Source organism: Methylosinus sporium (assembly GCF_003113265.1).
GTDB classification, from domain to species: domain Bacteria; phylum Pseudomonadota; class Alphaproteobacteria; order Rhizobiales; family Beijerinckiaceae; genus Methylosinus; species Methylosinus sporium.
The window spans coordinates 1-23123 of the sequence record NZ_PUIV01000021.1 but is presented as its reverse complement, the minus strand read 5'-3'; the positions used below and the strand labels follow the sequence as shown (position 1 = coordinate 23123).

The 23123-nt window shown below is 66.1% G+C and carries 18 protein-coding genes; 6 read left to right on the top strand and 12 right to left on the bottom strand.

Going from position 1 to position 23123, the window contains the following annotated elements:
* Window positions 1-11: 11 nt before the first annotated feature.
* Entirely contained in the window at window positions 12-551 is a 540-nt protein-coding gene (locus C5689_RS18255; protein ID WP_146188384.1) for a hypothetical protein, read from the top strand.
* A gap of 38 nt (window positions 552-589) precedes the next feature.
* On the opposite strand, the gene C5689_RS12980 is transcribed toward C5689_RS18255, so the two are convergent.
* Both C5689_RS12980 and cobT read right to left on the bottom strand, forming a co-directional pair.
* Window positions 590-1114, bottom strand: coding sequence for a restriction endonuclease (locus C5689_RS12980; protein ID WP_244594690.1), 525 nt, complete (start codon window positions 1112-1114; stop codon window positions 590-592).
* A 110-nt stretch (window positions 1115-1224) separates the two neighbouring features.
* Window positions 1225-2256, bottom strand: coding sequence for a nicotinate-nucleotide--dimethylbenzimidazole phosphoribosyltransferase (gene cobT, locus C5689_RS12975; RefSeq protein WP_244594689.1), 1032 nt, complete (start codon window positions 2254-2256; stop codon window positions 1225-1227).
* Between the two features lie 112 nt (window positions 2257-2368).
* Between cobT and C5689_RS12970 the strand changes: the two genes are divergently transcribed.
* Window positions 2369-3004: a PadR family transcriptional regulator gene (locus C5689_RS12970; protein ID WP_108917693.1), complete on the top strand. Its 636-nt coding sequence runs from the start codon at window positions 2369-2371 to the stop codon at window positions 3002-3004.
* A gap of 15 nt (window positions 3005-3019) precedes the next feature.
* Here the strand turns inward: C5689_RS12970 and glmS are convergent, their stop codons facing one another.
* A complete protein-coding gene (glmS, locus tag C5689_RS12965; protein ID WP_108917692.1) occupies window positions 3020-4846 on the bottom strand; it encodes a glutamine--fructose-6-phosphate transaminase (isomerizing) in 1827 nt (608 codons plus the stop codon).
* Window positions 4847-4983: 137 nt separating this feature from the next.
* Complete coding sequence (gene glmU, locus C5689_RS12960) at window positions 4984-6342, bottom strand: bifunctional UDP-N-acetylglucosamine diphosphorylase/glucosamine-1-phosphate N-acetyltransferase GlmU (protein WP_108917691.1); 1359 nt, start codon at window positions 6340-6342, stop codon at window positions 4984-4986.
* Between the two features lie 252 nt (window positions 6343-6594).
* Between glmU and C5689_RS12955 the strand changes: the two genes are divergently transcribed.
* Complete coding sequence (locus tag C5689_RS12955) at window positions 6595-8133, top strand: OpgD/OpgG family glucan biosynthesis protein (RefSeq protein WP_108917690.1); 1539 nt, start codon at window positions 6595-6597, stop codon at window positions 8131-8133.
* On the top strand, window positions 8121-10358 hold the full coding sequence (gene mdoH, locus C5689_RS12950; RefSeq protein WP_108917689.1) for a glucans biosynthesis glucosyltransferase MdoH: 2238 nt from the start codon (window positions 8121-8123) through the stop codon (window positions 10356-10358). The genes C5689_RS12955 and mdoH overlap by 13 nt, the downstream gene beginning before the upstream one ends.
* A gap of 3 nt (window positions 10359-10361) precedes the next feature.
* Here mdoH and C5689_RS12945 read toward each other — a convergent pair whose 3' ends face one another.
* Both C5689_RS12945 and C5689_RS12940 read right to left on the bottom strand, forming a co-directional pair.
* Entirely contained in the window at window positions 10362-12872 is a 2511-nt protein-coding gene (locus tag C5689_RS12945; protein ID WP_108917688.1) for a TonB-dependent receptor plug domain-containing protein, read from the bottom strand.
* A 436-nt stretch (window positions 12873-13308) separates the two neighbouring features.
* The gene (locus C5689_RS12940; RefSeq protein ID WP_108917687.1) at window positions 13309-14553 is read right to left on the bottom strand and encodes a glycosyltransferase family 4 protein; all 1245 of its coding nucleotides are present in this window, start codon (window positions 14551-14553) and stop codon (window positions 13309-13311) included.
* Window positions 14554-14809: 256 nt separating this feature from the next.
* On the opposite strand from C5689_RS12940, the gene C5689_RS12935 reads away from it, so the two are divergent.
* On the top strand, window positions 14810-15262 hold the full coding sequence (locus C5689_RS12935) for an FKBP-type peptidyl-prolyl cis-trans isomerase (protein WP_108917724.1): 453 nt from the start codon (window positions 14810-14812) through the stop codon (window positions 15260-15262).
* Window positions 15263-15354: 92 nt separating this feature from the next.
* On the opposite strand, the gene ahpF is transcribed toward C5689_RS12935, so the two are convergent.
* Window positions 15355-16908, bottom strand: coding sequence for an alkyl hydroperoxide reductase subunit F (gene ahpF, locus C5689_RS12930; RefSeq protein WP_108917686.1), 1554 nt, complete (start codon window positions 16906-16908; stop codon window positions 15355-15357).
* A 210-nt stretch (window positions 16909-17118) separates the two neighbouring features.
* Complete coding sequence (ahpC, locus tag C5689_RS12925) at window positions 17119-17682, bottom strand: alkyl hydroperoxide reductase subunit C (RefSeq protein ID WP_024881072.1); 564 nt, start codon at window positions 17680-17682, stop codon at window positions 17119-17121.
* A gap of 150 nt (window positions 17683-17832) precedes the next feature.
* Here ahpC and C5689_RS12920 point away from each other — a divergent pair, with 150 nt between their 5' ends.
* Entirely contained in the window at window positions 17833-18813 is a 981-nt protein-coding gene (locus tag C5689_RS12920) for a hydrogen peroxide-inducible genes activator (RefSeq protein WP_108917685.1), read from the top strand.
* A gap of 18 nt (window positions 18814-18831) precedes the next feature.
* On the opposite strand, the gene C5689_RS12915 is transcribed toward C5689_RS12920, so the two are convergent.
* The 4 genes from C5689_RS12915 to C5689_RS12900 form a co-directional block, all read right to left on the bottom strand.
* A complete protein-coding gene (locus C5689_RS12915) occupies window positions 18832-19815 on the bottom strand; it encodes a threonine ammonia-lyase (RefSeq protein ID WP_108917723.1) in 984 nt (327 codons plus the stop codon).
* 14 nt (window positions 19816-19829) lie between these two features.
* Complete coding sequence (locus C5689_RS12910) at window positions 19830-20624, bottom strand: enoyl-CoA hydratase (RefSeq protein ID WP_108917684.1); 795 nt, start codon at window positions 20622-20624, stop codon at window positions 19830-19832.
* Window positions 20621-22012 carry a DUF2252 domain-containing protein gene (locus tag C5689_RS12905; RefSeq protein WP_108917683.1) on the bottom strand — a complete coding sequence of 464 codons (1392 nt, stop codon included), beginning with the start codon at window positions 22010-22012 and terminating at the stop codon, window positions 20621-20623. Before C5689_RS12905 ends, C5689_RS12910 begins: the two co-directional genes overlap by 4 nt.
* A gap of 66 nt (window positions 22013-22078) precedes the next feature.
* On the bottom strand, window positions 22079-22687 hold the full coding sequence (locus C5689_RS12900) for a hypothetical protein (protein ID WP_108917682.1): 609 nt from the start codon (window positions 22685-22687) through the stop codon (window positions 22079-22081).
* Between the last annotated feature and the right edge of the window lie 436 nt (window positions 22688-23123).

Here is a 23123-nt window from a genome sequence, read left to right as displayed (position 1 = left end):
TGGTGATCCATATGGTTGAGAGCGGCATTCCACCGTTCAAATGGGCTCCCGGTTTCGCTGAAACCCTTGCCGAGATTGCCAACAATTGGGCTCATATTGAATTTGCAATGAACCAGTCGATTTGGATATTGAGTGGCCTTTCTAGTGAAGCTGGGGCGTGCATCACTTCGCAAATCTTCACATTGCAGGGGCGCCTTGCGGCCGTAAAAAGCCTTCTCGAGTTTGTGGAGGCGCCGAAGCCTCTACTGAAACAAGTCAACAAATTTTCAGAGAACGTGAGAGGGGCGACCGAAAAGCGGAACCGCGCGCTTCATGATATGTGGCTTGTTGATATTAGCGACGAAAATATTATGGCGCGTATGGAAATTACGGCGCCTGGACATTTAAGGTTCGAGCCAAAGCCTCATGACTTGTTAAAAATTCAGAATGACCTTGCAGTCGTCAATGCGGCAAGGAAAGAAGCATTTGCTATTCGTAATGCAATTCAACAGCTTCCGACGTTGCCGGCACGATCAAAATCAATACGCGATCCGATGGAGAGCACCTATTAGGATTCGGAAAGTCACGCCTCGCGCGACGCTATGCGAGGTCAATTGCAAATTTGTCTGAGCAGCCGGTCGATCTTCGTTAGCTCGCAATGATGCAGCAGCAGCACCTCATTGGAGGCGGCGAGCTGCACGGCGCTCGCCGTATAGCCCTTGGTGGCGACGACGATTCCGCGCTCGGCCTCCTCATGGGCGATGGCGGCGACGATCTCCTGCACGGCCCTGTTGCCGACGGGCTTCGAATATTTCTTGCACTGGACGACGATCCTGCGCCCGCGTTTCTCCGCAACGATGTCGACGCCCTGATCGCCGCTCAGCCGCGTGACCCGCGCGCTCCATCTCGCCTCGCGCAGCAGCGCCGCGCAGAAATGCTCGTAATCCTCCGGGCTCATGTCGTCGCTATATTGCGGAAAGGCGATCTCCTCATAGGCTAGCACGGCGAGATGCAGCACGCCCACGAAAGCCGTCGCCATCGCCGCCACCCCGGCGACATGCGGCCAGAGCGCGCCCGCCGCCGCCGTGAAGACGATGATAAAGGCGAGGCAACGTCTCTTTCTGCTGCGCGTCATCGCTGTCGAGATCGCCTTTCGCCCCGCTGAAAGGGGCGGCGCCGCCATGCAAGGGGACAAAGATTAATTTGCCGCCAATGGGCGTCTGCGAGGACGGCTCGACCGCGAAATTATGCGTCCTTGCCGCTGACGCCGGCGCTCGAGAAAGTCGCCATGCCGCTGTGGCAGGCCAGCGCCGCCTTGACGAGGCCGATGGCCAGCGCCGCGCCGGAGCCCTCTCCGAGCCTCATGCCGAGATCGAGCAGCGGCTTCTTGCCGAGCCGCTCCAGCACATCCCTATGCGCGCCTTCCGCCGAGACATGGCCGGCGAGGCAATGGGAAATTGCGTCCGCATTCATGGCGTGCAGCAGCGCCGCCGCCGCGCAGGCGACATAGCCGTCGAGCAGAACCGGGACGCGATTGCGTCGCGCCGCGAGAATGGCGCCCATCATGCCGGCGATCTCGCGCCCGCCGAGCCGGCGCAAAATCTCCAAAGGGTCGGACAAATGGCCGGCGTGAAAGGCCAGCGCCGCGTCGATGACCGCGTTCTTGCGCGCGAGCCCTTCATCGTCGAGGCCGGTTCCGCGCCCGGTCCAGCGCGCGGCGGGGCCGCCATAGAGCGCGGCGTAGATCGCCGCCGCCGAGCTGGTGTTGCCTATGCCCATTTCGCCCGGCGCCAGCAGATCGATCCCGCCGTCCACCGCCTCCATGCCATAGACCAGAGTGCCGGCGGCCTCGCGCTCCTCCATCGCGGGGGCTTCCGTGAAGTCGCGCGTCGGATGGTCGAGCGCCAGCTCGAAGACCTTGAGGCCGATTCCATGGGCCTTGCAGATCTGATTGATCGCCGCCCCGCCAGCGGTGAAATTGTCGAGCATCTGCCGCGTGACGGCGGCGGGAAAGGCGGAGACGCCCTTGGCCGTGACGCCGTGATTGCCCGCGAAGACGGCGACGAGCGGCCGCTCGATCCGCGGCTCGGCGTGGCCCTGCCATGCGGCCAGCCATTCGACGATCTCCTCGAGCCGACCGAGCGATCCCGGCGGCTTGGTCAGTTCGGCGTCGCGCCGCCGCACGGCGAGGGCGCTGTCATGGCAGGGGGCGGGGAGATCGGCGAAAAGATCGCGAATGTCGTCGAAGGGTGTGCTCATCGGCGTGGGGTGGGGCATTGCGGGGGCGCGAGTCAAGCGATTCGCGCTCGACGCGGTCTTTCGAGGAAGGGGTTGACGAGACCGTTATAAGATATATCTTAGATGCGTCTAAACAAAAGGAGACATGTTTATGAAGCATCATCACTTCTGGGGATCCGCCGAGCATTCGGCTTTCGCGCTGCGCGCGATGCGCGGCGGCGGGGATGAGACTTTCGGCCGGGGCGGACGCGGCGGCCATCGCGGCTTCGGCGGAGATGGCGGGTCGCGATTTGGCTCGCGGCATGGCGACGGCGAGCGCGGCCGCGGACGGCGGCGCATGTTCGAGGGCGGCGAGCTGCGGCTCGTCATTCTGCTGCTGCTGGAGAGCGAGCCGCGCCATGGCTATGACGTCATTCGCGAGATCGAGACGCGCACCGGCGGCGCTTATGCGCCGAGCCCGGGCATCGTCTATCCGACGCTGACTTTGCTCGAGGAGCTGGGGCAGGTGGAGGTCCAGCCGACCGAGGGCGCCAAGAAGCTCTATGCGATCACCGATGCGGGCAAGGCCCATCTCACGGAGAATCGCAAGGAGGCGGAGGCGGCGCTCGCCCGTTTCGAGGAGCTGCGCGCCAGAAGCGCGGGCGTCGACACGGGGCCGGTGTTCCGGGCCATGGGCAATCTGAAGGCCGTGCTGCAGCAGCGCCTCGCCGGCGCGCCGGACAAGGAGCTGCTGTTTCACGTCGCCGATCTCATCGACGAAGCGGCCCGCAAGATCGAGCGGCTCTGACAGAGCCGCTCCCCGTCATTCCACAGTGACGCTCTTGGCCAGATTGCGCGGCTGGTCCACATCCTTCCCCATGAACACCGCCACATGATAGGCGAGCAATTGCACGGGGACGGCATAGACCAGCGGCGCGAAGGCTCCGGCGATCTCCGGCAGCTCGATGAAGCCGGCGAGCTCGGCCGCCGCCGCCTCGCGCGCCGCCGCCGAGCCGATGAGGATGAGATGGCCGCCGCGCGCGGCGACCTCCTGCAGATTGGAGACGGTCTTCTCCAGCGTCGCGTCCGGCGGCGCCAGCACGATCACCGGCATGGCGTAGTCGATCAGCGCGATCGGCCCGTGCTTCAGCTCGCCGGCCGCATAGCCTTCCGCGTGAATATAGGAGAGCTCCTTCAGCTTCAGCGCGCCTTCGAGCGCCAGCGGATAGGCGCCGCCGCGGCCGAGATAGAGAACGCTGGAGGCGCGCGCCACGTCGCGGGCGACAGGCTCGACCTTCGCCTCGCGGGCGAGGGCGGCGGCCATTTGGCCCGGCGTCGCCGCCAGCTCGCGCACCAGGCGTTTTTCGTCCGCCTCGCTCAGCACGCCGCGGGCGCGGCCGAGCGCAATGGCGAGGCTGGCGAAAACGGCGAGCTGGCAGGTGAAGGCCTTGGTCGAGGCGACGCCGATCTCGGGGCCGGCGAGCGTCAGCGCAACGGTGTCGCTCTCGCGCGCGATGGTCGAGGTCTCGACATTGACGATGGAGAGAATGTGCTGGCCCTGCGCCTTGGCGTAGCGCAGCGCCGCCAGCGTGTCGGCCGTCTCGCCCGATTGCGAGACGACGATCATCAGCCCATTCTCGGCCAGCGGCGCCTCGCGATAGCGGAACTCCGAGGCGATATCGATATCCACCGCGAGCCGCGCATGGCGCTCGATCCAATAGCGCGCGATGAGCCCCGCGTAAAAGGCCGTGCCGCAAGCCGAAATGGTGACGCGCGACAGTTTTTTCGGGTCGAAGGGCAGAGCGAAGGGCAGGCGCACCTCGCCGGCGGAGAGATCGAGATAATGCGAGAGCGTGCGGCCGACGACCTCCGGCTGCTCGTGAATCTCCTTGGCCATGAAATGGCGGTAATTGCCCTTGTCGACGAGGAATGAGCCCGGCTGCAAGGGCTGGCGGCGGCGCTCCGCCTCTTTGCCGGCGGCGTCGTAGAAAGTGATATTCTCGCGCGTCAGCACGACATGATCGCCCTCCTCGAGATAGGCGATCTGACGCGCGAAAGGCGCCAGCGCCAGAGCGTCGGAGCCGAGATAGACGCCTTCGTCGCCCCAGCCAGCGGCGAGCGGCGCGCCGCGGCGGGCGCCGATCAGCAGATCCTCCTCGCCCTCGAAGAGGAAGGCGAGAGCGAAAGCGCCATCGAGCCGAGCGAGCGTGGCCGCGACCGCCTCGCGCGGCGCGGCGCCCTTGCCGCGCTCCTCGGCGACGAGATGGGCGACCACTTCCGAATCGGTTTCGGTGGCGAAGACATGGCCCTTGCCGGTCAGTTCCTCGCGCAATTCGCGGAAATTCTCGATGATGCCGTTGTGGACGACGGCGAGCCCGCCGCTCGTATGCGGATGGGCGTTGGTCTCGGTCGGGCGGCCGTGGGTCGCCCAGCGGGTGTGGCCGATGCCGCTCGTCCCCAGCAGAGGCGCGGCGGAAAGCTTCTCCTCGAGATTGCGCAGCTTGCCGCTGGCGCGCAGGCGCGTGAGCTTGCCCTTTTCCAGCGTGGCGATTCCGGCGGAATCATAGCCTCGATATTCGAGCCGCTTCAGCGCCTCGACGAGAGAGGGCGCGACAGGCTCGCGTCCGAGAATGCCGACGATGCCGCACATGCAAATGTCTCCTCGGTCGAAGCGCTCTGGGGCGATCAGATTACCGCGATTTCGGTTACGATTATCCTAGGCAGAGCATTAGGGCATTTCTCGGAGCCGGCCAGGAGCGCTTCCTTCTCCCACAAGTGGGAGAAGGATCACGCGCCCGATTTCTTCGCCTTCTGGACGCGGCGGAAGCTCTCCGCCCAGCCTTCCTTCTCCATCTGGCGGCCGCGCGCCACGGCGAGGGCGTCCGCCGAGACGTCCTTGGTGACGACCGAGCCGGAGCCGACATAGGCGCCGTCGCCGATCGTCACCGGGGCGACCAGAGCCGAATTGGAGCCGATGAAGGCGTTTTCGCCGATGATCGTGCGATATTTGAAGAAACCGTCGTAATTGCAGGTGATGACGCCGGCGCCGATGTTGGAATGCGCGCCGACGGAAGCGTCGCCGATATAGGTCAGATGATTGACCTTGGCGCCTTCGCCGATCTCGGCCCCCTTGATCTCGACGAAATTGCCGACCTTGGCCTGCGCCGCGAGCTTTGCGCCCGGCCGCAATCTCCCATAGGGGCCGACCGTGGCGCGCTCGCCCACCAGCGCCCCCTCGAGATGCGAATAGGCGTGAATGACCGCGCCATCGGCGATCTCGACGCCCGGGCCGATGACGACGCCGGGCTCGATCGTCACATCGCGGCCGATCTTCGTGTCATGGGAGAGAAAGACGGTCTGCGGGGCGATCAGCGTCGCGCCTCCCAGCATGGCGGCGCGGCGGAGGCGCTCCTGGGCGACGGATTCGGCGCGGGCGAGTTGGACCCGGTCGTTGACGCCGAGAACTTCCTCCTCCGCCGCGACCACCAGCCGGGTCCCCAGCCCGGCCGCGGCGGCGCGGGCGACGATATCGGTGAGATAATATTCCTTTTGGGCGTTGGCGGCGTCGATCCCGTCCAATAGCGCCAGAGCCTTCGTGCCGGAGACGGCCATCAGCCCGGCGTTGCAAAGGCGGCAGGCGCGCTCCGCCGGGCTCGCGTCCTTCTCCTCGCGAATGGCGGCGGGGCGCCCTTCTGAGTCGCAGAGTATCCGGCCGTAGCCGTGCGGATCGGCGGCCTCGAAGGCGAGCACGGCGACGGCGGCGCCCTCGGCCAGAGCCGCGCGCAGCGCTGCGATCGTCTCTGCGCGCACCAGAGGCGTGTCGGCGAAGAGCACGACGATATCGTCCGCCCCGGCGAAGGCCTCGCGCGCCGCGAGCACGGCATGGGCGGTGCCGAGCTGCTTCTCCTGAACGAAGATTTTGGCGTCCGGCCGCTGGCGGCGGGCCTCGGCGGCGACATCCTCCTTGCCGGCGCCGATGACCACGGCGATCTCGTCCAAAGCGGCTGCCGCGGCCAGCACATGGCCGAGCATTGACCGTCCGGCGACCTCATGGAGGACCTTGGGCCGGCGCGATTTCATGCGCGTGCCCTCGCCGGCGGCGAGAATTACGGCGAGGGAGCGGCGGTCGGTCGGTCGAGCTTCCATCTTGCTGCGCGGCCTCGGCTCGAGGGGCGGGGGAGAGGACGTAAGGGGGGGCGCCCCGCGCTGTTTTCCTCTCGTTCATATTCGTCTTGGCAGATTCGCGGGCGAGCCGGCAAGCGCCGCCTCGGCGTGGGGTTTCCGCTCTGCGATCAAAAACGAAAGATTCGCATTTCGAACATCGTTCTTTCAGGTATATCCGATAGACAAGTCCGTCGTAATCCCACCTCGCTCGTCAGTCACGGGTCCCGGTCCCGCATGTTCGTACGCAGAGACCTGTTGAAAGCCTCGATCACCGCGCTCGTCGCCGGCGTCCCCGGCGGCCGCGCCCTCGCTCAATCGGCTCCGCCGGCCCCGCCGCCGGCGCCCCCCGTCTTCGGCCGCGATATCGTCCTCGATCTCGCCCGCGCGCTCGCCAAGCGTCCTTTCGCCGCGCCCGCGGCGGAATTGCGCGAGCCCTTCGCCAATCTGAGCTATGAGCAATATGTCGGCATAAGGACGAAGCAAGGCGCGGCCATATGGAGCGGCGAGAATCGGGGATTCTCGATCGAACCGCTGCATAGGGGATTCATCTTCGGCGCGCCGGTCGAGCTCTTCGTCGTCGAGGACAAAATCGCCAGGCGCATCGGCTATGAGCCGGGGAAATTCGATTACGGCGGTCTGAAAGTCGGCGACAAATCGCCGGACATCGGCTTTTCCGGCTTTCGCATTCTCGCTCCTCAGGCCGCCGGCGCGCCGGACACGGAGCTCGCTCTGTTCCAGGGGGCGAGCTTCTATCGCGCCCAGGCGCGTGGGCAGACGCTCGGCGTCACCGCCCGCGGCCTCGCCATTCGTACCGCCGATCCGCGCGGCGAGGAGTTTCCGATCTTCCGCAGCTTCTGGATCGAGAAGCCGACGCTGGCCGACAACGCCCTCGTCATTCACGCTCTGCTCGATTCGCAGAGCGTGACGGGCGCTTATCTGTTCACGCTGCGGCCGGGCGAGGCGACGATCATCGACGCCGAACTCACTCTGTTCCCGCGCGTCGCCATCGATCATCTGGGGCTCGGCGGCGCGGCTGCGGCCTCACTGTTCACGCCGCTCGACCATCGCCGCGCCGACGATCCGCGGCCTTTCGTCGCCGAGACCAATGGGCTGCAAATGCTCACCGGCAAGGACGAATGGCTGTGGCGCCCCGTCTCCAATCGCGACACGCTGCAAATCTCGGCCTTCGTCGACGCCAATCCGAAAGGCTACGGATTTTTGACGCGGGACCGTGACATAGAGACCTATCAGGACGACATACAGCATTGGGAGCGGCGCCCCTCGCTCTGGGTGGAGCCGATCGGCGATTGGGGCGAGGGCTCGGTGCAGCTCGTCGAGATTCCGTCCGAATCGGAGGTGAACGCCAATATCGTCGCCTATTGGCGGCCCAAGCAGCCGCTCGCCGCCGGCAAGGAGGCGACTTTCGCTTACCGTCAGTTCTGGTGCTGGAGCCCGCCGGCGCGTCCGCCTTTCGCGGTCGCCGTCGCGGCCTATGGCGGTCGCGCGCCGGCGCCGAAACTGCGCCGCTTTATCGTCCAGTTTGCGGGCGACACTCTCGGCGATCCGCAACGAATCGCCAATTTGCGGCCCGTCTTGACGACCTCGCCGGGATCGGCGACGAACATTCGCGCTTATCCCAATCCGAAGGCCAAGACATGCCGGATCGTCTTCGACGTCGATCCGGCCGGCGAGACCTTTTGCGAGCTGCGCCTCGTCCTCCAATCGGGCGACGAGCCGATCAGCGAAACCTGGCTCTACAGATGGACGGTGTAGCTCTCTCTCTCGTCGAACCCGTTCCGCCGGACGCCGCCGCCCCGCCGCCGCCGCCCGTCGATCCCGCCGCCGCGCCGCCCATGCCGGCGGAGCGCCGGCTCGACATGCCGACGCAATCCTTCTGGCGCTTCAAGGCCAAGGAGCGCCGCCGGCGCGCGGCGCCGAAGCTCTGGCGCACGCCCTGGATCTCGCGCTTCGTCACCTTCGGCGGCGGCCTCGCGCTCACCGCCTATGGCGGACACGAGATGTATCGCGTCATCGACGTCGGCGGCGTCACCACGCTGAAATGGGCGTTGCTCGCGCTCTTCGTGCTGAATTTCTCCTGGATCGCGCTCTCATTCGCCAGCGCCGTCGTCGGCTTTTTCGCGCTGCTGTTCTCGCGCCGGCCTCCGCCGCTGCCGGAATCGCTCGCCGCGCGCACCGCCGTCGTGATGCCGATCTACAATGAGGCGCCGAGCCGCGTCTTCGGCGCGCTGCAGGCGATATTGCAAGATGTGGAGGCGACCGGCCTCGGCGCGCATTTCGACTGGTTCCTCCTCTCCGACACCACCAACCCCGATATTTGGGTCGCCGAGGAGCGCGCTTTCGCCGCCATGCGCCGCCGGCTGGGGCCGGACGCGCGCGTCTATTATCGTCGGCGCGAGAAGAACGTCAGCCGCAAGGCCGGCAATATCGCCGATTTCGTCACCCGCTGGGGCGGCGCCTATGAGCATATGGTGGTGCTCGACGCCGACAGCCTGATGGCCGGCGAGACCATCGTGCGGCTCGCCGCGGCGATGGAGGCGGACCCCGACGCCGGCATCATCCAGACGCTGCCGCTCATCATCAACCGCAACACTTTGTTCGCGCGCGTGCAGCAATTCGCGGCGCGCATCTATGGTCCCGTCATCGCCGCCGGCCTCGCGCAATGGATGGGGCGCGACGGCAATTATTGGGGCCATAACGCGATCATTCGCACGCAGGCTTTCGCGCATCATTGCGGCCTGCCCGATCTCAAGGGCCGTCCGCCCTTCGGCGGGCATATTCTCAGCCATGATTTCGTCGAGGCGGCGCTCATCCGCCGGGCCGGCTACTCGGTCTATATGATGCCGACGCTCGGCGGATCATTCGAGGAGAGCCCGCCATCGCTGATCGATCTCTCGATCCGCGACCGCCGCTGGTGCCAGGGCAATCTGCAGCATTCGCGCATTTTGGGCGCGCGCGGATTCCATTGGGCGACGCGGCAGCATTTCCTCACCGGAATCTTCGGCTATCTCACCTCGCCGCTGTGGCTCTGCCAGCTGCTCGTCGGCATAGCGCTCGTCTTTCAGGCGAGCTATTTCCGGCCGGAATATTTCACCGCCAAATTCACGCTCTTCCCCGTGTGGCCGCGCTTCGACGCAGAACGCTCGCTGGCGCTGTTCGCGCTCACAATGGCGATATTGCTGGCGCCGAAATTCCTCGGCCTCATTCTCGCGATGATCGATCGTGAGACGCGGCGCGGCTCTGGCGGCGTCGTCATGCTGCTGGTCTCGACCTTATTCGAGGTGCTGATGTCGGCGCTGCTCGCGCCCATCATGATGCTGATCCAGACCGGCCACGTCTTCCATATCTTGTTCGGCTTCGACACCGGCTGGGACCCGCAGCGCCGCGACGACGGCTCGGTTCCCTTCAACGCCATCGTGCGACGCCATCAATGGCATGTGGCGCTCGGCGCGCTGACCTTGGTCGCCGGCCTGATGATCTCGCCCTCGCTCGTCGCCTGGATGTCGCCGACCATCGCCGGCCTCATATTGGCGATCGGCATTTCCTACATCACCGGCCAGCGCTGGCTCGGCCTCGTGTTCCGCCGCGCGGGCGTGCTGATCACGCCGGAGGAGACGACGACGCCCAAGATCGCGCGCAAGGGCCGCGCGCTGCATCGCCTGCTGGCGCGCGCCGGGCAGGACGAAGAAAATTGCCTCGTCGCCATTCATGGCGATCCCGAATTGCGCGCGCTGCACGAGGCCTGGCTGCCGGCGCGCCCGCCGCGCAAACGCGGCGTCGTCTCGGCCGATCGCGCTTTGGCGGAAGCCAAGCTCGCCGACGCCGAATCGCTCGAGGATGCGGTGGCATGGCTCGATCGCGGCGAGCGGCTGGTCGTGCTCGGCGACCGCGCCCTGCTCGGCATGTTGGCGCGCCTGCCGCGCCGGGCCGAGAAGGAAGAGGCCGCGGCGCAAGAGGATGCGACGCGGCTCGCGAGCTGAGCGTCAGAACTTCAGCGATGCGCGGACGTAGTAGTAGCCGCCGTTGACGCCGAAGGGCGAGAAGGCCGGAAAGATCGAGGCGCCGAAACTGCGCGTCCAGGGCAGGGTCTGATCGGGCCGCACGCCGAAGAGATTGTTGCCGCCGATCGCCGCGCGCAGGCCCGAGCCGAAATCATAGGCGATCTCGCCGTCGGTGATGAATTTCGGCGTGATGACATTGGTGTAGAAGGGCGCGCTGCCGGTGAGCGGCGAGGCGACGACCGAGCTGACGTTGCCATATTGCGTGAAGTGCAGCGCGAAGGTCCAGGCGTCATAGCTGTAGGACCCGCCGAACACGACCTTGGTTCGCGGCGTGAGATCCGTGATGTTCGATCGCGCCGCCGCGTTGAGCAGCGGCGCGCCGTTGAACGCCGCTGGCGACTGCGAGACAGATAGGATCGTCGTCTCTAAGAAGCTCGCCGCGGCGTCGAAGCGCAGCGCGCCATAGGGGCCGAGATCGTAAGCATAATCGGCCTTCACATCGACGCCGCGCGTGCGCGTGAAGGCGCCGTTGACGAAGAAGCTGACCGTGCCCGCCGCGCCCGCCTGCAACGCATTGCCGCTCGCGGCGATGGCGGCGAGCGCGGAGGGGCCGGTGAGGCTGCCGGTCGCGACGATGCGGTCGCGAAGGTCGATCTGATAGGCGTCGACCGAGACATGCAGATCGCGGAGCGGCTCGGTCACCACGCCGAGGCTGATATTCGTCGATTTTTCCGGCTTGAGCGGCTGCGCGCCGGCGACGCTCGCCGCGGAAGAGTTGGGCGGCAGGACGATATTGGCGATGGTCGGCGAGACGGTCGTCTGCGAGAAGAACTGCTCTGCGAGCGTGGGAGCGCGAAAGCCGGTGCTGACGGTGCCGCGCAGCGCGATCGCGGGAGAAATGTCGTAGCGCGTCGAGAGCTTGCCGTTGATCGTGTCGCCGAAATCGCTGAACGTCTCGTAACGGCCGGCGATGTCGATCTTCCAATCGGGCAGCGGCTTGCTGCTGATGTCCGCATAGCCGGCGAAGGATTCGCGGCTGTGATCGCTCGCGTCGGTCGGCCGGATGCCGACCCAGGCGGCCGGACCAGAGGAGTAATAAGAGAAGAAGTCGCCCTGCCGAACCGCATAGGTCTCGTGGCGATTCTCTGCGCCGATGGAGACATTGACGGGCGCGGGCAGGAAGCTCGGCGCGAACTCCTTGCCGAGATCGAGATTGATGGTGCGCAGCGTGCGGAAATATTGGCCGATGTAGAATTGCCGCGGCGTCCAGCCGGCGCCGAAGGCGGCGAGCGTGTCATTGAACAGCGCGACATTGGCGGATTGGTTCAGGCCGACGTCGATCTTGTCGGAGCCGTAGGTCAGGCTGAGATCCCAGCGCACATCGTCGAAGACCTTGCCCTTGGCGCCGCCGCTCAGCGACCAGTCCTCCTCGTGGATCGTCTCGGCCGGAACGAAGCCGGAAGGGTCGATGATCTTGTTCCCCGCCGTACCGTTGAGATTGGGCGCGCGATAGTTCTGGAAGGATTCGCCGCGCCGGCCCGCGCCCGTGCCGAAGAGATAGAGTTGGACGCCATTGTCGAGCTCATATCCGGCGTTGAGGCCGGCCGAGCCGGTGATATAGGCGGGATCGCCGATGATCGCCGTGACATTGGGATCGACCCAAGGGTAGGGCGTGCCGGGACCGACGCGCAGGCCGGTCCCGTCCTGCGTGCGGTCCGGGCCGGTCTGATTGCTGTGCAGATGTGAGGTGATGTCGGCGCCGAGCGTCAGAAAGCCCTGCTCGCCGAGCGCGAAGCTCTTGTCCGCCTGCAGATTGCGCGTCAGCCCATTGCCATGCGTGTTGGGATTGTAGCTCTGCCCATAGGAGCCGACGAGCGTGGAGAGTCCGCCGCCCTCGGAATCGGCTTTCAATATGACGTTGATCACGCCGGCGATGGCGTCGGACCCATATTGGGCGGCGGCGCCGTCCTCGAGAATCTCGACATGATCGACGAGCGCCACGGGAATGAGGTCGAGATCGGCCCCGGCCGCGCCCTTGGTGAAGCCGCTCGAGGACAGATTGGCGGTGCCATGCCGCCGCTTGCCGTTGACGAGCACGAGCACATGGCTGGCGGTCAGGCCGCGCAGCCGCGGCGAGCGCACCAGATTGTTGATGTCCCCGCCGACGCCGTAGATCGAATAGGAGGGATCGAGCCGCTGCAGCGCATCGACGAGATTCGTGCGTCCCGTCGCCTTCAGCCGCTCGCCGCTCACAACAGTGATCGGCGCCGTGCTCTCGCGCGCCTTGACGCCATAGTCGCGCGTGCCGGTCACGATGACGTCCTCGATCGCCGCCTCACGCGGTTTCTGCTCGCCGCTGTCGAGGGCGCGCGCCGCCGGGGACAGGATCGCCGCCGCCAGCGCCAGCACGCTCGCGCCGAGGCGTTTCGTCATCGGATGCAACGAAGGAGAGGCGGCGCGAGCGGGACAGAGGTCGGCGCTAAGGAAAGTCATGGCTATTCTCCTCAGAAAAGAACGAATTGGTGTTGCCGCGAACGCACGAACACTCGCGCCGGCCGATGTCGATCGACGGCCTTCTGGCTGAATTATTCACAGCTTAAGCGTTGTATTCGAGCTTCTGCAAGGCAAAATTGCCAACAAATTCAATGTCGATAGCGATGTCTGTAGAATTAATTCCATTATTATCGAGGATATTTCGAACGGCTATTTCAAATAGGCGATGCTATTCGTCAATTCCGTCTATCATTCGCCGTAATACGAGAATTTTCATGCGTCCACAGTCGCAGGGCCTGGGAATGCTGCGTTCATACAGTCGGCGTCGGGCGCTCAGTCCAGACCAGGGACTCGGAACAGAGAAGAAAGTCTTGGTAAGCTCGTCTTCGCGACGAATATTATCATCACGGATCACGAAATCAGGACGAGCTACGCCTCACGCCGCCGTCTTGTGGCGCTCGGCGATCTCGCGATAGACCGCGAGAATGCGCTCGATATGCCGATCCAACGTCGGCGGATCGCGCCAATAGGCGGCGTGCGCGCCCGCCGACAGACGCGCGACCAGCGCATCATCCTTCATCTGCGTCAGCGCGCCAGCGAGCGATTCGACATTGGCGCTCGCGAACCAGAGCCCGCTCTCGCCGTCGCTCACTTCCTCGCGTCCGGCGCAGACGTCGGAGACGATGACGGGCGTTCCCATCGCTTTGGCTTCCATTACAGTGAGCGGCTGGCCCTCGTACCACAGCGAGGGAAAGACCAGCGCCCGCGCTGCGCGCATATGCGCGCGCGCCTCGGCGGGCGGCAGCCAGCCGAGGAAGCGCGCCTGCGGATAGCGCGCGCGCAATTCCTCGCCGATCGGCCCATCGCCGATGAAGACCGGCGTGACCCCGGCGCGCGCCGCCGCTTCGGCGAAGAGAAAGGCGCCCTTCTCCGGCGACAGGCGGCCGACGAAGATGAAATCGCCGGAGGCAGGATCGCTCTTGCGGCCGAGGTCCTGCGCGTCCACCGGATTGGAGACGCGATGCAGCCGCACGCCCTTCGGCAGATAGCGGCCGATGATCTCCTCCTGATAATTCGAGATGCAGATGTAATCGGAGAAGAGCTCGGCGAATTTGGCCGGACCGCGCGCATAGGCGAGGCGTGCGCTGCGCCAGATCTTGCGCGGATAATTCACCGCGTCGCAGGCCGTCGCCCAGCAGGCGGCGGAGAGCGGCTCCAGCCGGCAGAGCTCGTGCTTCTGGTAATTGTAGAAGCCGCCATTGGGGCAGAACAGGAAATATTCGTGCAGCGTGTAGACGCGCGGCAGGCCGGAGGCGCGGATCGGCGCGGCGATGGCCGGCGACAGCGCCTTGGCCCAGCCATGCACATGGACGATCGTATTGTCCTTCGGCAGCCGGGCCAGCAGATCGCCGAGCGCACGGGCCGCGCGCAAATTCCATGTGCCCTGAAAGGCGGCGGCGATGCGCGATGGATTGCCGAGCAGATCATGCTGGCCGAGGCAGACGACCTCTATCCCCGCCGCGGTGAGCCGCTCGTCCACCGGCGCGGCGGAGGCGAAGACGATGGGCCGCGCGCCATGGGCGGCGAGGCCGAGCGCGCTTTCGATCGCCACTTTGGCCTGGCCCCCGGTGACGGAGCCGTGGTCGATGCAGATGACGACATTGGGCGCGAAACCGGCCATGGGGGCTCCGGGAAAAGACCAGGGCCGCGACTTTAAGCGCCGCGCCTTAAGCCGAAGTAAGCGCCCCCGCGCCCGCCGCCCTTATAGACCCGATCGCACGCCGGAGTGAGCCCCTGCGCGCCGCTCGTGTTGACACTGGCGTGCGGCGCTGGCAGACAGCGGCGCGGCGGCGATATTGCCAAAATCGACGCGATATCGACGTTTTTCGCCGATGCGAGCGCAGCTGCTTCGCCGCGCTTTATCCTCGAGGATTCTCATGCGCGCCGCTTTCCGTCTCCATGTCCTGCCCGCTCTCGCCGCATTGGCGCTCGTTGTCGCGCCCGTCCCGACGCTCGCACAGAGCCCCGCGACGACGACGACCGCCGACGGTCTCAAGATCACCGACACGAAAGTCGGGACCGGCTCCGGCGCGGAGCCGGGGCAGATGCTGAAGATGCATTACACCGGCTGGGTCTCGCAGAACGGCGCCAAGGGCAAAAAGTTCGACAGCTCGCTCGACCGCGGCCAGCCTTTCGAGTTCCGCCTCTCGGCCGGACAGGTGATTCCCGGCTGGGACAAGGGCATTCTCGGCATGAAGGTCGGCGGCAAGCGCACGCTCGTCATTCCGCCGGAGATGGGCTATGGCGCGCGCGGCGCCGGCGGCGTCATTCCACCCAACGCCACGCTCATCTTCGATGTCGAGCTGATCGAGATCAAAGGCCAGATCTGACGAGCGAAGCGAAGCGATCCGGGGACGAGGGGAAAAGTCCCCGGATCGCTTCGTCGCTCACGCTCCGCGCATGACGCGCGCAGCGCGCATCCTCACATTCTCACCAGATGATCGAAGGCCGACAGCGCCGCCGTCGCGCCTTCGCCCATGGCGATGACGATTTGCTTATAAGGAACCGTCGTCGCGTCGCCGGCCGCGAATACGCCCGGCGCCGATGTGTTGCAGCGGCGGTCGATCTCGATCTCCTTATAGCGCGTGAGCGTGACGGCGCCGTCGAGCCATTCGGTGTTCGGCAGCAGGCCGATCTGCACGAACACGCCTTCCAGCTCGACAGTGCGCGTCGCCTCGCTCTCGCGGTCGCGATAGACGAGGCCCGTCACCTTGGCGCCGTCGCCGAGAATCTCCGTCGTCTGCGCCGAGACGAGAATCGTCACATTGGGCAGCGAGCGCAGCTTCTCCTGCAAGATTCCATCGGCGCGCAGCTTCGCGTCGAATTCGAGCAAGGTGACATGCGAGGCGAGGCCGGCGAGGTCGATCGCCGCCTCGACGCCGGAATTGCCGCCGCCGATCACCGCCACGCGCTTGCCTTTGAACAATGGCCCGTCGCAATGCGGGCAATAGGCGACGCCCTTGGTCATATATTCCGTCTCGCCCGGCACATTGATGCGCCGCCAGCGCGCGCCCGGCGCCAGAATGATCGTCTTCGATTTGAGCGTCGCGCCATTGGCGAGCTTCAGCTCCGCGAGACCGCCGGCCTCCGCCGCCGGAACCAGCGCCGAGGCGATCTGACCGTTCATCACATCGACGGAATATTCCGCGACGTGACGCTCCAGCGCGGCCGCCATTTGCGGCCCTTCCGTGTGCGGAACGGAGATGAAATTCTCTATGCCCGCCGTGTCCTGCACCTGACCGCCGAAACGCTCGGCGACAATGCCTGTGCGCACGCCCTTGCGCGCGGCGTAGATCGCCGCCGCGGCGCCCGCCGGGCCGCCGCCGACCACCAGCACGTCGAAAGGCTCCTTGGCGGAAATGGACGCGGCCTTCTTCTCGCCGGCGCCGGCGTCGAGCTTGTCGAGAATCTGCTCCAGCGTCGCGCGGCCGTGCTGGAAGGGCTCGCCGTTCAGATAGACGGCGGGCACGGCCATTATGCCGCGCTCCTCCACCTCCTCGGGGAAGAGGCCGCCGTCGATCGCCACATGGCGCACGCGCGGATTGAGCGCCGCCATGGTGTCGAGCGCCTGCACCACCTCGGGGCAGTTCTGGCAGGTGAGCGAGAAATAGGTCTCGAAGCGATACTCGCCGTCGAGCGCCTTTATGCGCGCAAGGGTTTCCTCGTCCTCCTTGGGCGGATGGCCGCCGACATGCAGCAGCGCCAGCACGAAGGAGTTGAACTCGTGGCCGCCCGGAATGGCGGCGAAGCGCAGGCCGACATCGGCGCCCTGGCGCTCGATCGCGAAAGAGGGACGGCGCGAATCATCGTCGCTGCGCACATAGGAGATATTGTCCGAGACGCTCGCGACCTCCTGCAGCAGCTCGGCGAGCTCTGTGGATTTCTCGCTGTCGTCGAGCGAGGCGCGGAGCGTGATGGGCGTGACGATGCGCGCGAAATAGGCCTGCAGCTGTGTTTTCAGAGCGGCGTCCAGCATCTTCGACTCCCGATTTTCGAGAACAATCCCCTCACCCTGAGGAGCCTGCGCAGCAGGCGTCTCGAAGGGTGCGCCGCAGCGCGTTCTGGAGCATCCTTCGAGGCTTTTTGCGTTCCGCAAAAAGCGCCTCAGGATGAGGGACGGAAGCTGCGGGCGAGGGGCGGGTAGAGCGCCCCCGGCCGGCGAACCGGCCGGAGGCGTGAAGCGAAATCAGATCTTGCCGACGAGATCGAGCGAGGGAGCGAGGGTCTTCTGGCCCTCTTCCCACTTGGCCGGGCAGACCTCGCCCGGATGCGCCGCGACATACTGCGCCGCCTTGATCTTGCGCAGCAGCTCGAGCGCGTTGCGGCCGACGCCGCCGGCGTTGATCTCGACGATCTGAATCTTGCCGTCGGGATCGATGACGAAAGTGCCGCGGTCGGCGAGGCCGGCCTCTTCGATCAGCACGTCGAAATTGCGGCTCAGCGTCAGCGTCGGATCGCCGACCAGCGGGTACTCGATCTTGCCGATCGCCGGCGAGGTGTCGTGCCAGGCCTTATGCGCGAAATGCGTGTCGGTGGAGACGCCGTAGATCTCGACGCCGACCGCCTTGAAGGCGGCGTAATTGGTCGCGAGGTCCTCGAGCTCGGTCGGGCAGACGAAGGTGAAGTCGGCCGGATAGAAGAAGAACACCGACCACTTGCCCTTGAGCGTGGCTTCGGTGACGTCGACGAATTTGCCGGCGTGGAAGGCGGTCGCCTTGAACGGCTTGATTTCGGAGCCGATGAGAGACATTCGATTTCTCCTCTTCATGGTGAAGGCGCGCCGGAGAAAAATCGTCCGTGGGCCCTCGGGGAAGACGCGCGGAAACTAGAGGGGTTTCATCATCGATAAAAGCGAAAAAAACCGGCTTCACTAATCGAATTTAGCGATTATATTGGACCGATGGCGGTTTTGCCCACACTTCGGCAGCTGCGTTTTCTGGTCGCCGTCATCGACGAGCGGCATTTCGGCCGCGCGGCCGAGGTCTGTCTCGTCGGCCAATCGACTCTCAGCGCCGGAATATTGGAGCTCGAGCAATTGCTCGGCGTCCGCTTGTTCGAGCGCACCAAGCGCAAGGTCTCGCCGACGCCGGTGGGGCGCGAATTGGCCGAGCGCGCCCGCACGCTGCTGCGCGAGGCGCAGGATATCGTCGAGCTGGCGCGCGCCGCCCAGGCGCCCATGTCCGGGCCGCTGCGGCTCGGCGTCATCCCGACCATAGGGCCGTTTCTGTTTCCGCGCGTGTTGCCGCGGCTGCGCTCCGCCTTTCCAGAATTGAAGCTCTATCTGCGCGAGGAGCAGACCGAGCCTCTGCTCGCGCGTCTCGACGCCGGCGAGCTGGACGCGGCCGTGCTGGCGCTGCCCTATCCCTCGCGCGGCATGGAGACGATCGACATAGGCGTCGATCCTTTCGTCGTCGTCTGCCCGCCGGGACACAGGCTGAGCCGCCTGTCGGCGGTCGGCCATGACGATATGGCGGCCGAGGATCTGCTGCTGCTCGAGGAAGGCCATTGCCTGCGCGATCATGCGCTCGCCGCCTGCGCGCTCGAGGGCGCGCGCCGCAATGTCGCCTTTCAGGGCACGAGCCTCTATACGCTCGCGCAAATGGTGGCCAATGGGCTCGGCGTGACGCTGCTGCCGCAAATGGCGCTGGACGCCGGAATATTGCGCGGGCTCGATCTCGTGGTGCGACCGCTCTCGGGTGAGGCGCCCTTCCGCCGTATCGGCCTCGTCTTTCGCGCCTCCTCGGCGCGCAAGGAGACCTTCCGCCGCCTCGCCCGCGCGCTCGAGGGGTTTTTGGAGGAGGCCGCGCAGGAGAAAGGGAAAACCTTTACAGCGCCCGCGCGCGGCGCGCGGAGGAGCGGCGCGGCGCGCCTGGATTCGTGACGCGCGGCGCCGCTCGCCTCAGCGCGAACGATCGAGAATCGACGCGAAATCCGCGCGATCGACATTGCCGCCGGAGGCGACGACGACCACTGTCTTTCCCGCGAAGCTCTCGCGCTCGATCAGCGCGCAGGCGAGCGCCGCGGCGCCGCCGGGCTCCAGCACGATGCGGAAATGCTCGGCCGCGACGCGCATCGCCGTTTCGACTTGCGCATCGCTCGCCGCGAGCCCTTGCGCGCCGCAGGCGAGCAGAATGGGCAGAGTGTGGCGGCCGGGCGTCGGCGCCAGCAGCGCGTCGCAGATCGAGCCGGTGAGCGCGGCGTTCACCTGCGGCTCGCCGCTGTCGAGCGAGCGGCGCATGTCGTCGAAGCCCGCCGGCTCCGCTGTGAATATTTGTGGCGCGCGCTCGAAGAGTTGCAAGGTCAGCGCAATGCCGGCGGCGAGCCCGCCGCCGCTGCAGGACGCGATAATCGCGTCCGGCGCAATGTCCTTCGCTCGCGTCTGCGCGAATATCTCGAGGCCGATGGTTCCTTGTCCTGCGATGGTGCGCGGATCGTCGTAAGGGTGGATGAAGCGCAAGCCCTCCTGCTCGGCGAGCCGGCGCGTCAGCGCGTCGCGATCATTGCTCAGCCGATCATAGAATTCGACGCGCGCGCCCAGCGCCTTGGTGCGCTCGAGCTTTACGCGCGGCGCGTCGCGCGGCATCACGATCGTCGCGGAAACGCCCATGGCCCGCGCGGCGAAGGCGACGGCCTGCGCATGATTGCCGGAAGAAACCGCGATGATTCCGCGGCGCCGTTCCTCTTCCGTCAATTGCAATATTTGATTGAAGGCGCCGCGCAGCTTGAAGGCGCCGATCGGCTGAAGATTCTCCGCCTTCACCAAAAGGCGAAAGCCGATCTCCTCGTCGAGCAGCGGCGCCGCGAGCAGAGGCGTCGCCTCCACATGCGGAGCGATACGCGCTGCTGCGGCTTCCACATCGGCGAGTGTGAGCGGCGCGCTCATGTCATTTCCCCAGCTCATTTCCCAGTGAATTTCGGCTCGCGCTTCTCGAGAAAAGCCGTGCGGCCTTCCGCATAATCGGCGCTGTCGAAACAGGCGGCTGTGAGCTTCTCGCAATCTTCCGCCGAGAGCGCGTGAGGAAGGCCGGCGGCGCGTCTTATCGCGGCCTTGGCGGCGCGCAGCGTGAGCGGCGCATTGGCGGCGATCCCGCGCGCGATCGTCATGATCGCCTCGTCGAATCCGTCTTTCGGCAGCACGCGCGAGACGAAGCCCGCGGCGCGCGCTTCATCGGCGTTTATGCGCCGCGCGGTGAAGAAGAGATCCATGGCGTTCTGCGGGCCGACGGCGGCGACGACATAGCTCATCGCTTCCGGCGGATAGCCGACGCCGAGCCGTCCCGCCGGAATGCCGAACACGCAAGCCTCCGCCGCTATGCGCAGATCGCAGGCGGCCGCGAGCCCCATGCCGCCGCCCATGCAAAAGCCGGCGATCGCCGCAATCACCGGCTTGCCCGATCGCGACAACGCGTCGAAGGCTTCGACATTGGCCTGCTCATAGGCGCGTCCCCCTTCCGCCGTCGCGCGGACAGTGGAGAATTCCGAAATATCGGCGCCGGCGCAGAAAGGCAGATTCGGCGCGCCGGTCAGCACGATGACGCGCACGGTCTCGTTCGCGTCGAGCGACGCGAGCAGATCGGGAAGCGCCCGCCACATGGAGAAGTCGAAAGCGTTGCGGCGCTCGGCGTTGTCGATGAGGATGCGCGCGACGCCGTCCTCGATGATGATGCGCAGCTTCGATGTCGAATCATTCATCGGCCTTTATCGCTCCCTTCGGATTCGTCTTTCGCCCGCGCGCGCCAGGCCAGAAACTCCGCGTGATCGCATGTGTTGCGCGCGGCGTAGAGCATGGCGAAAGAGGCCATCGCGTCGTCGAAGGCGCCGCTCTTGCCCATATAGCCGCAGATTATGGCGGGATCGGCGGAGCGCGCATGGGCGCGCGCCAGCACGCGGCCGCAGAGCGCGGCGTAATCATCGAGCGCGTGCTCCTCGAAGAGCTCCGCCACCGAGCCGAGGCGGCGATTCTTCAAATGGCGCACATAGAAGTGACGGCCCGTCGATTCGTCCTTCGCCCAGCCGAGGAAGAGATCGGTCGAGGCCTGCATCACGCGTTGGCCATGCACGACGCGCTTGCCTTCGGCGTCCTTCCATTGCGCGGCGGCCTCCGGCGCGAGCCGCGCCAGCACGGAGGGGCGCGCTTCCTTCAATTGCAGGAACAAAGGCTCGTCGTCGGCGGTGGCGAAGAGGCCGATGGCGCAGAATGTGCCGACGCTGCCGATGCCGACGACCTTGAACGCCGTATCCGTCAGCGCATAGCGGCGCAGCAGCGCGACGACTTCCGGAGTGAGCGTCGCGCCGCAGCTCGCGAATGTCGCGGGTATGTCGAAGCGCGTCGCGGCGCCGCCGCCATTGCCGATGTGATAGATGAGCGGAGGCCGCTCCTCTATGCGCAGGCCCATGGGCGTCGATTCGAGATGCGGGAAATTATCATCCTCGCGATCGGGCCGCGTCGCCGCGACGAGGCCGCGCAATTTGCGCGCGAGCCGCTCGTCCAGCCCATCCGCGACATGGACGAGATCGATGCGGTCGCGCCACGCCTTCAACGGCGACAGGCGCGAGAGGCCGCGCATATGTTGCCGATAGGCGCGCGCCGCGCGCTCGGCCGCTTGCCGCGCGCGCTTGTCGGAGCGCCCGGCGTCCAGCGCCGCGACAGCGAAGCTCGCGCAGAGGCGCCGCAGATCGACGGTGAAATCGACATTGGGCAAAGTCTCGTCGAAATCGTTTATGTCGAAGAGCACATTGCCCTCCGACGACAAGAGCGCGCCGAAATTCATCAAATGGCAGTCGCCGCAAGATTGCGTCGAAAGGCCCGGCGTCGGCAGAGCGGCGAGGTCTTCCGCCATGATCGAGGCCGCGCCGCGCAGAAAGGCGAAGGAGGATTGCGCCATCCGCTCATAGCGAATGGGCAGCAGCGAGGCGACGCGGCCCTCGTCCGTCGCGGCGAGAATGGCGGTGGGATCGCGCTCCACGGGCGAGAATTCCGCGAGGCTCTCGCGCGGGACGAAGCGCCGCCGCTCCTTGCCGGCGGCGTAGCGCTCGGCGAAAACGAGATGATGCGAAGGCGCGTCTTTATGATCCTGCATCGCAATTCTCCCTGGCGCCGAGGCCGAGCGGCGCGAAATCTCGACGAGCCGCTTTCCTGCCGATCGCTAATCGATCGCCGCCTCTATGACGCGCGCCAGAGCGCCGAGCCTCTGCTCGATCAGCGCGGGCGTCTCGCAGACATAGGACAGCGCATGGCGCCGCTCGTCGAAGACGCGCAAATCCCATTGCAGCGCCTCGCTGGCGTCCTTGATCTTTTGTGCGTCTTGCGGGTTCTTGTCCTGCTCGGCGCGCATCGCCTGCGTCTCCTCGCGCAGTCTTTCGGCGAGCAGCTTCTGCTTCGCGCCATAGCGATCGAGCCCGGAGAGCACCTCGCGGCGCTCGGCCTCCAGCGTGTCATAGACGCCGGCGAACAGCGTCGTCAGCCGCGCCTTGCGCCCAGCGCCGGCGGCCGCGGCGAAGTCGGAGACGAGCTTTTGCGCGGTCTCGATCGGCGTGCGCCGGGCGCTGACGCGGGCGACGAGATCGGCGAGCGCGGAATCGTCGCGCCAGGCCTTCGCGCCCTCGAGCGAGGGGCCGGTCCAGACGCCCGCGACCGCGACGCTCTGCACCTTCACCTGACGGCAGGGCCAATCGCCCTGCCCCTGCGGCTGGGCGCGCGCCGCGCCGGCGCAGCAGAGAGCGAGAGCCAGAGCGGCGGAGAGGCGAGTCTTCATGGCGGAGCGATCTGCGGCTGTGAGCGACGGGCCCCGTTTACGCCTTTTCGCCGCGCGTCGCAAAGGCGCGCCGAAGCGCCCGGCGCCTCGCGGCGGCGGGGTAGGGAGGGGCGGTTCGGGACGCTCCGGCCCCTTTGGCCGCAGCGCTATGAGATATGTGTCGGTTCCGGAGCGTCCCGAAACGCGGCTTCGCCTTCTCGTCGACGTCCCGAGGCGCATTCAGACCCGCGAATCCTGGGCTTTCGCATTCAAGATCCGATCGCTTCCGAAGGCTTGGGCTCACGGAACGGCTCTCGCTCTTCCCTGTGGACGGGAGAGAAACACCGATCCGGCGACGCGCCGCCTGTCCATGGACGGGGGTCGCCGTCCCGGATGGAGCCGGCCCCCGCCCGCGTTCCCTGACCCGAGAAACGCGCCCTTGCGTCAGCGGGAGCGA

Coding starts and splice junctions, on each gene's coding strand:
- C5689_RS18255 (WP_146188384.1), top strand. CDS start 12: ATGGTTGAGAGCGGCATTCCACCGTTCAAATGGGCTCCCGGTTTCGCT.
- C5689_RS12980 (WP_244594690.1), bottom strand. CDS start 1,114: ATGACGCGCAGCAGAAAGAGACGTTGCCTCGCCTTTATCATCGTCTTC.
- cobT (WP_244594689.1), bottom strand. CDS start 2,256: ATGCCCCACCCCACGCCGATGAGCACACCCTTCGACGACATTCGCGAT.
- C5689_RS12970 (WP_108917693.1), top strand. CDS start 2,369: ATGAAGCATCATCACTTCTGGGGATCCGCCGAGCATTCGGCTTTCGCG.
- glmS (WP_108917692.1), bottom strand. CDS start 4,846: ATGTGCGGCATCGTCGGCATTCTCGGACGCGAGCCTGTCGCGCCCTCT.
- glmU (WP_108917691.1), bottom strand. CDS start 6,342: ATGGAAGCTCGACCGACCGACCGCCGCTCCCTCGCCGTAATTCTCGCC.
- C5689_RS12955 (WP_108917690.1), top strand. CDS start 6,595: ATGTTCGTACGCAGAGACCTGTTGAAAGCCTCGATCACCGCGCTCGTC.
- mdoH (WP_108917689.1), top strand. CDS start 8,121: ATGGACGGTGTAGCTCTCTCTCTCGTCGAACCCGTTCCGCCGGACGCC.
- C5689_RS12945 (WP_108917688.1), bottom strand. CDS start 12,872: ATGACTTTCCTTAGCGCCGACCTCTGTCCCGCTCGCGCCGCCTCTCCT.
- C5689_RS12940 (WP_108917687.1), bottom strand. CDS start 14,553: ATGGCCGGTTTCGCGCCCAATGTCGTCATCTGCATCGACCACGGCTCC.
- C5689_RS12935 (WP_108917724.1), top strand. CDS start 14,810: ATGCGCGCCGCTTTCCGTCTCCATGTCCTGCCCGCTCTCGCCGCATTG.
- ahpF (WP_108917686.1), bottom strand. CDS start 16,908: ATGCTGGACGCCGCTCTGAAAACACAGCTGCAGGCCTATTTCGCGCGC.
- ahpC (WP_024881072.1), bottom strand. CDS start 17,682: ATGTCTCTCATCGGCTCCGAAATCAAGCCGTTCAAGGCGACCGCCTTC.
- C5689_RS12920 (WP_108917685.1), top strand. CDS start 17,833: ATGGCGGTTTTGCCCACACTTCGGCAGCTGCGTTTTCTGGTCGCCGTC.
- C5689_RS12915 (WP_108917723.1), bottom strand. CDS start 19,815: ATGAGCGCGCCGCTCACACTCGCCGATGTGGAAGCCGCAGCAGCGCGT.
- C5689_RS12910 (WP_108917684.1), bottom strand. CDS start 20,624: ATGAATGATTCGACATCGAAGCTGCGCATCATCATCGAGGACGGCGTC.
- C5689_RS12905 (WP_108917683.1), bottom strand. CDS start 22,012: ATGCAGGATCATAAAGACGCGCCTTCGCATCATCTCGTTTTCGCCGAG.
- C5689_RS12900 (WP_108917682.1), bottom strand. CDS start 22,687: ATGAAGACTCGCCTCTCCGCCGCTCTGGCTCTCGCTCTCTGCTGCGCC.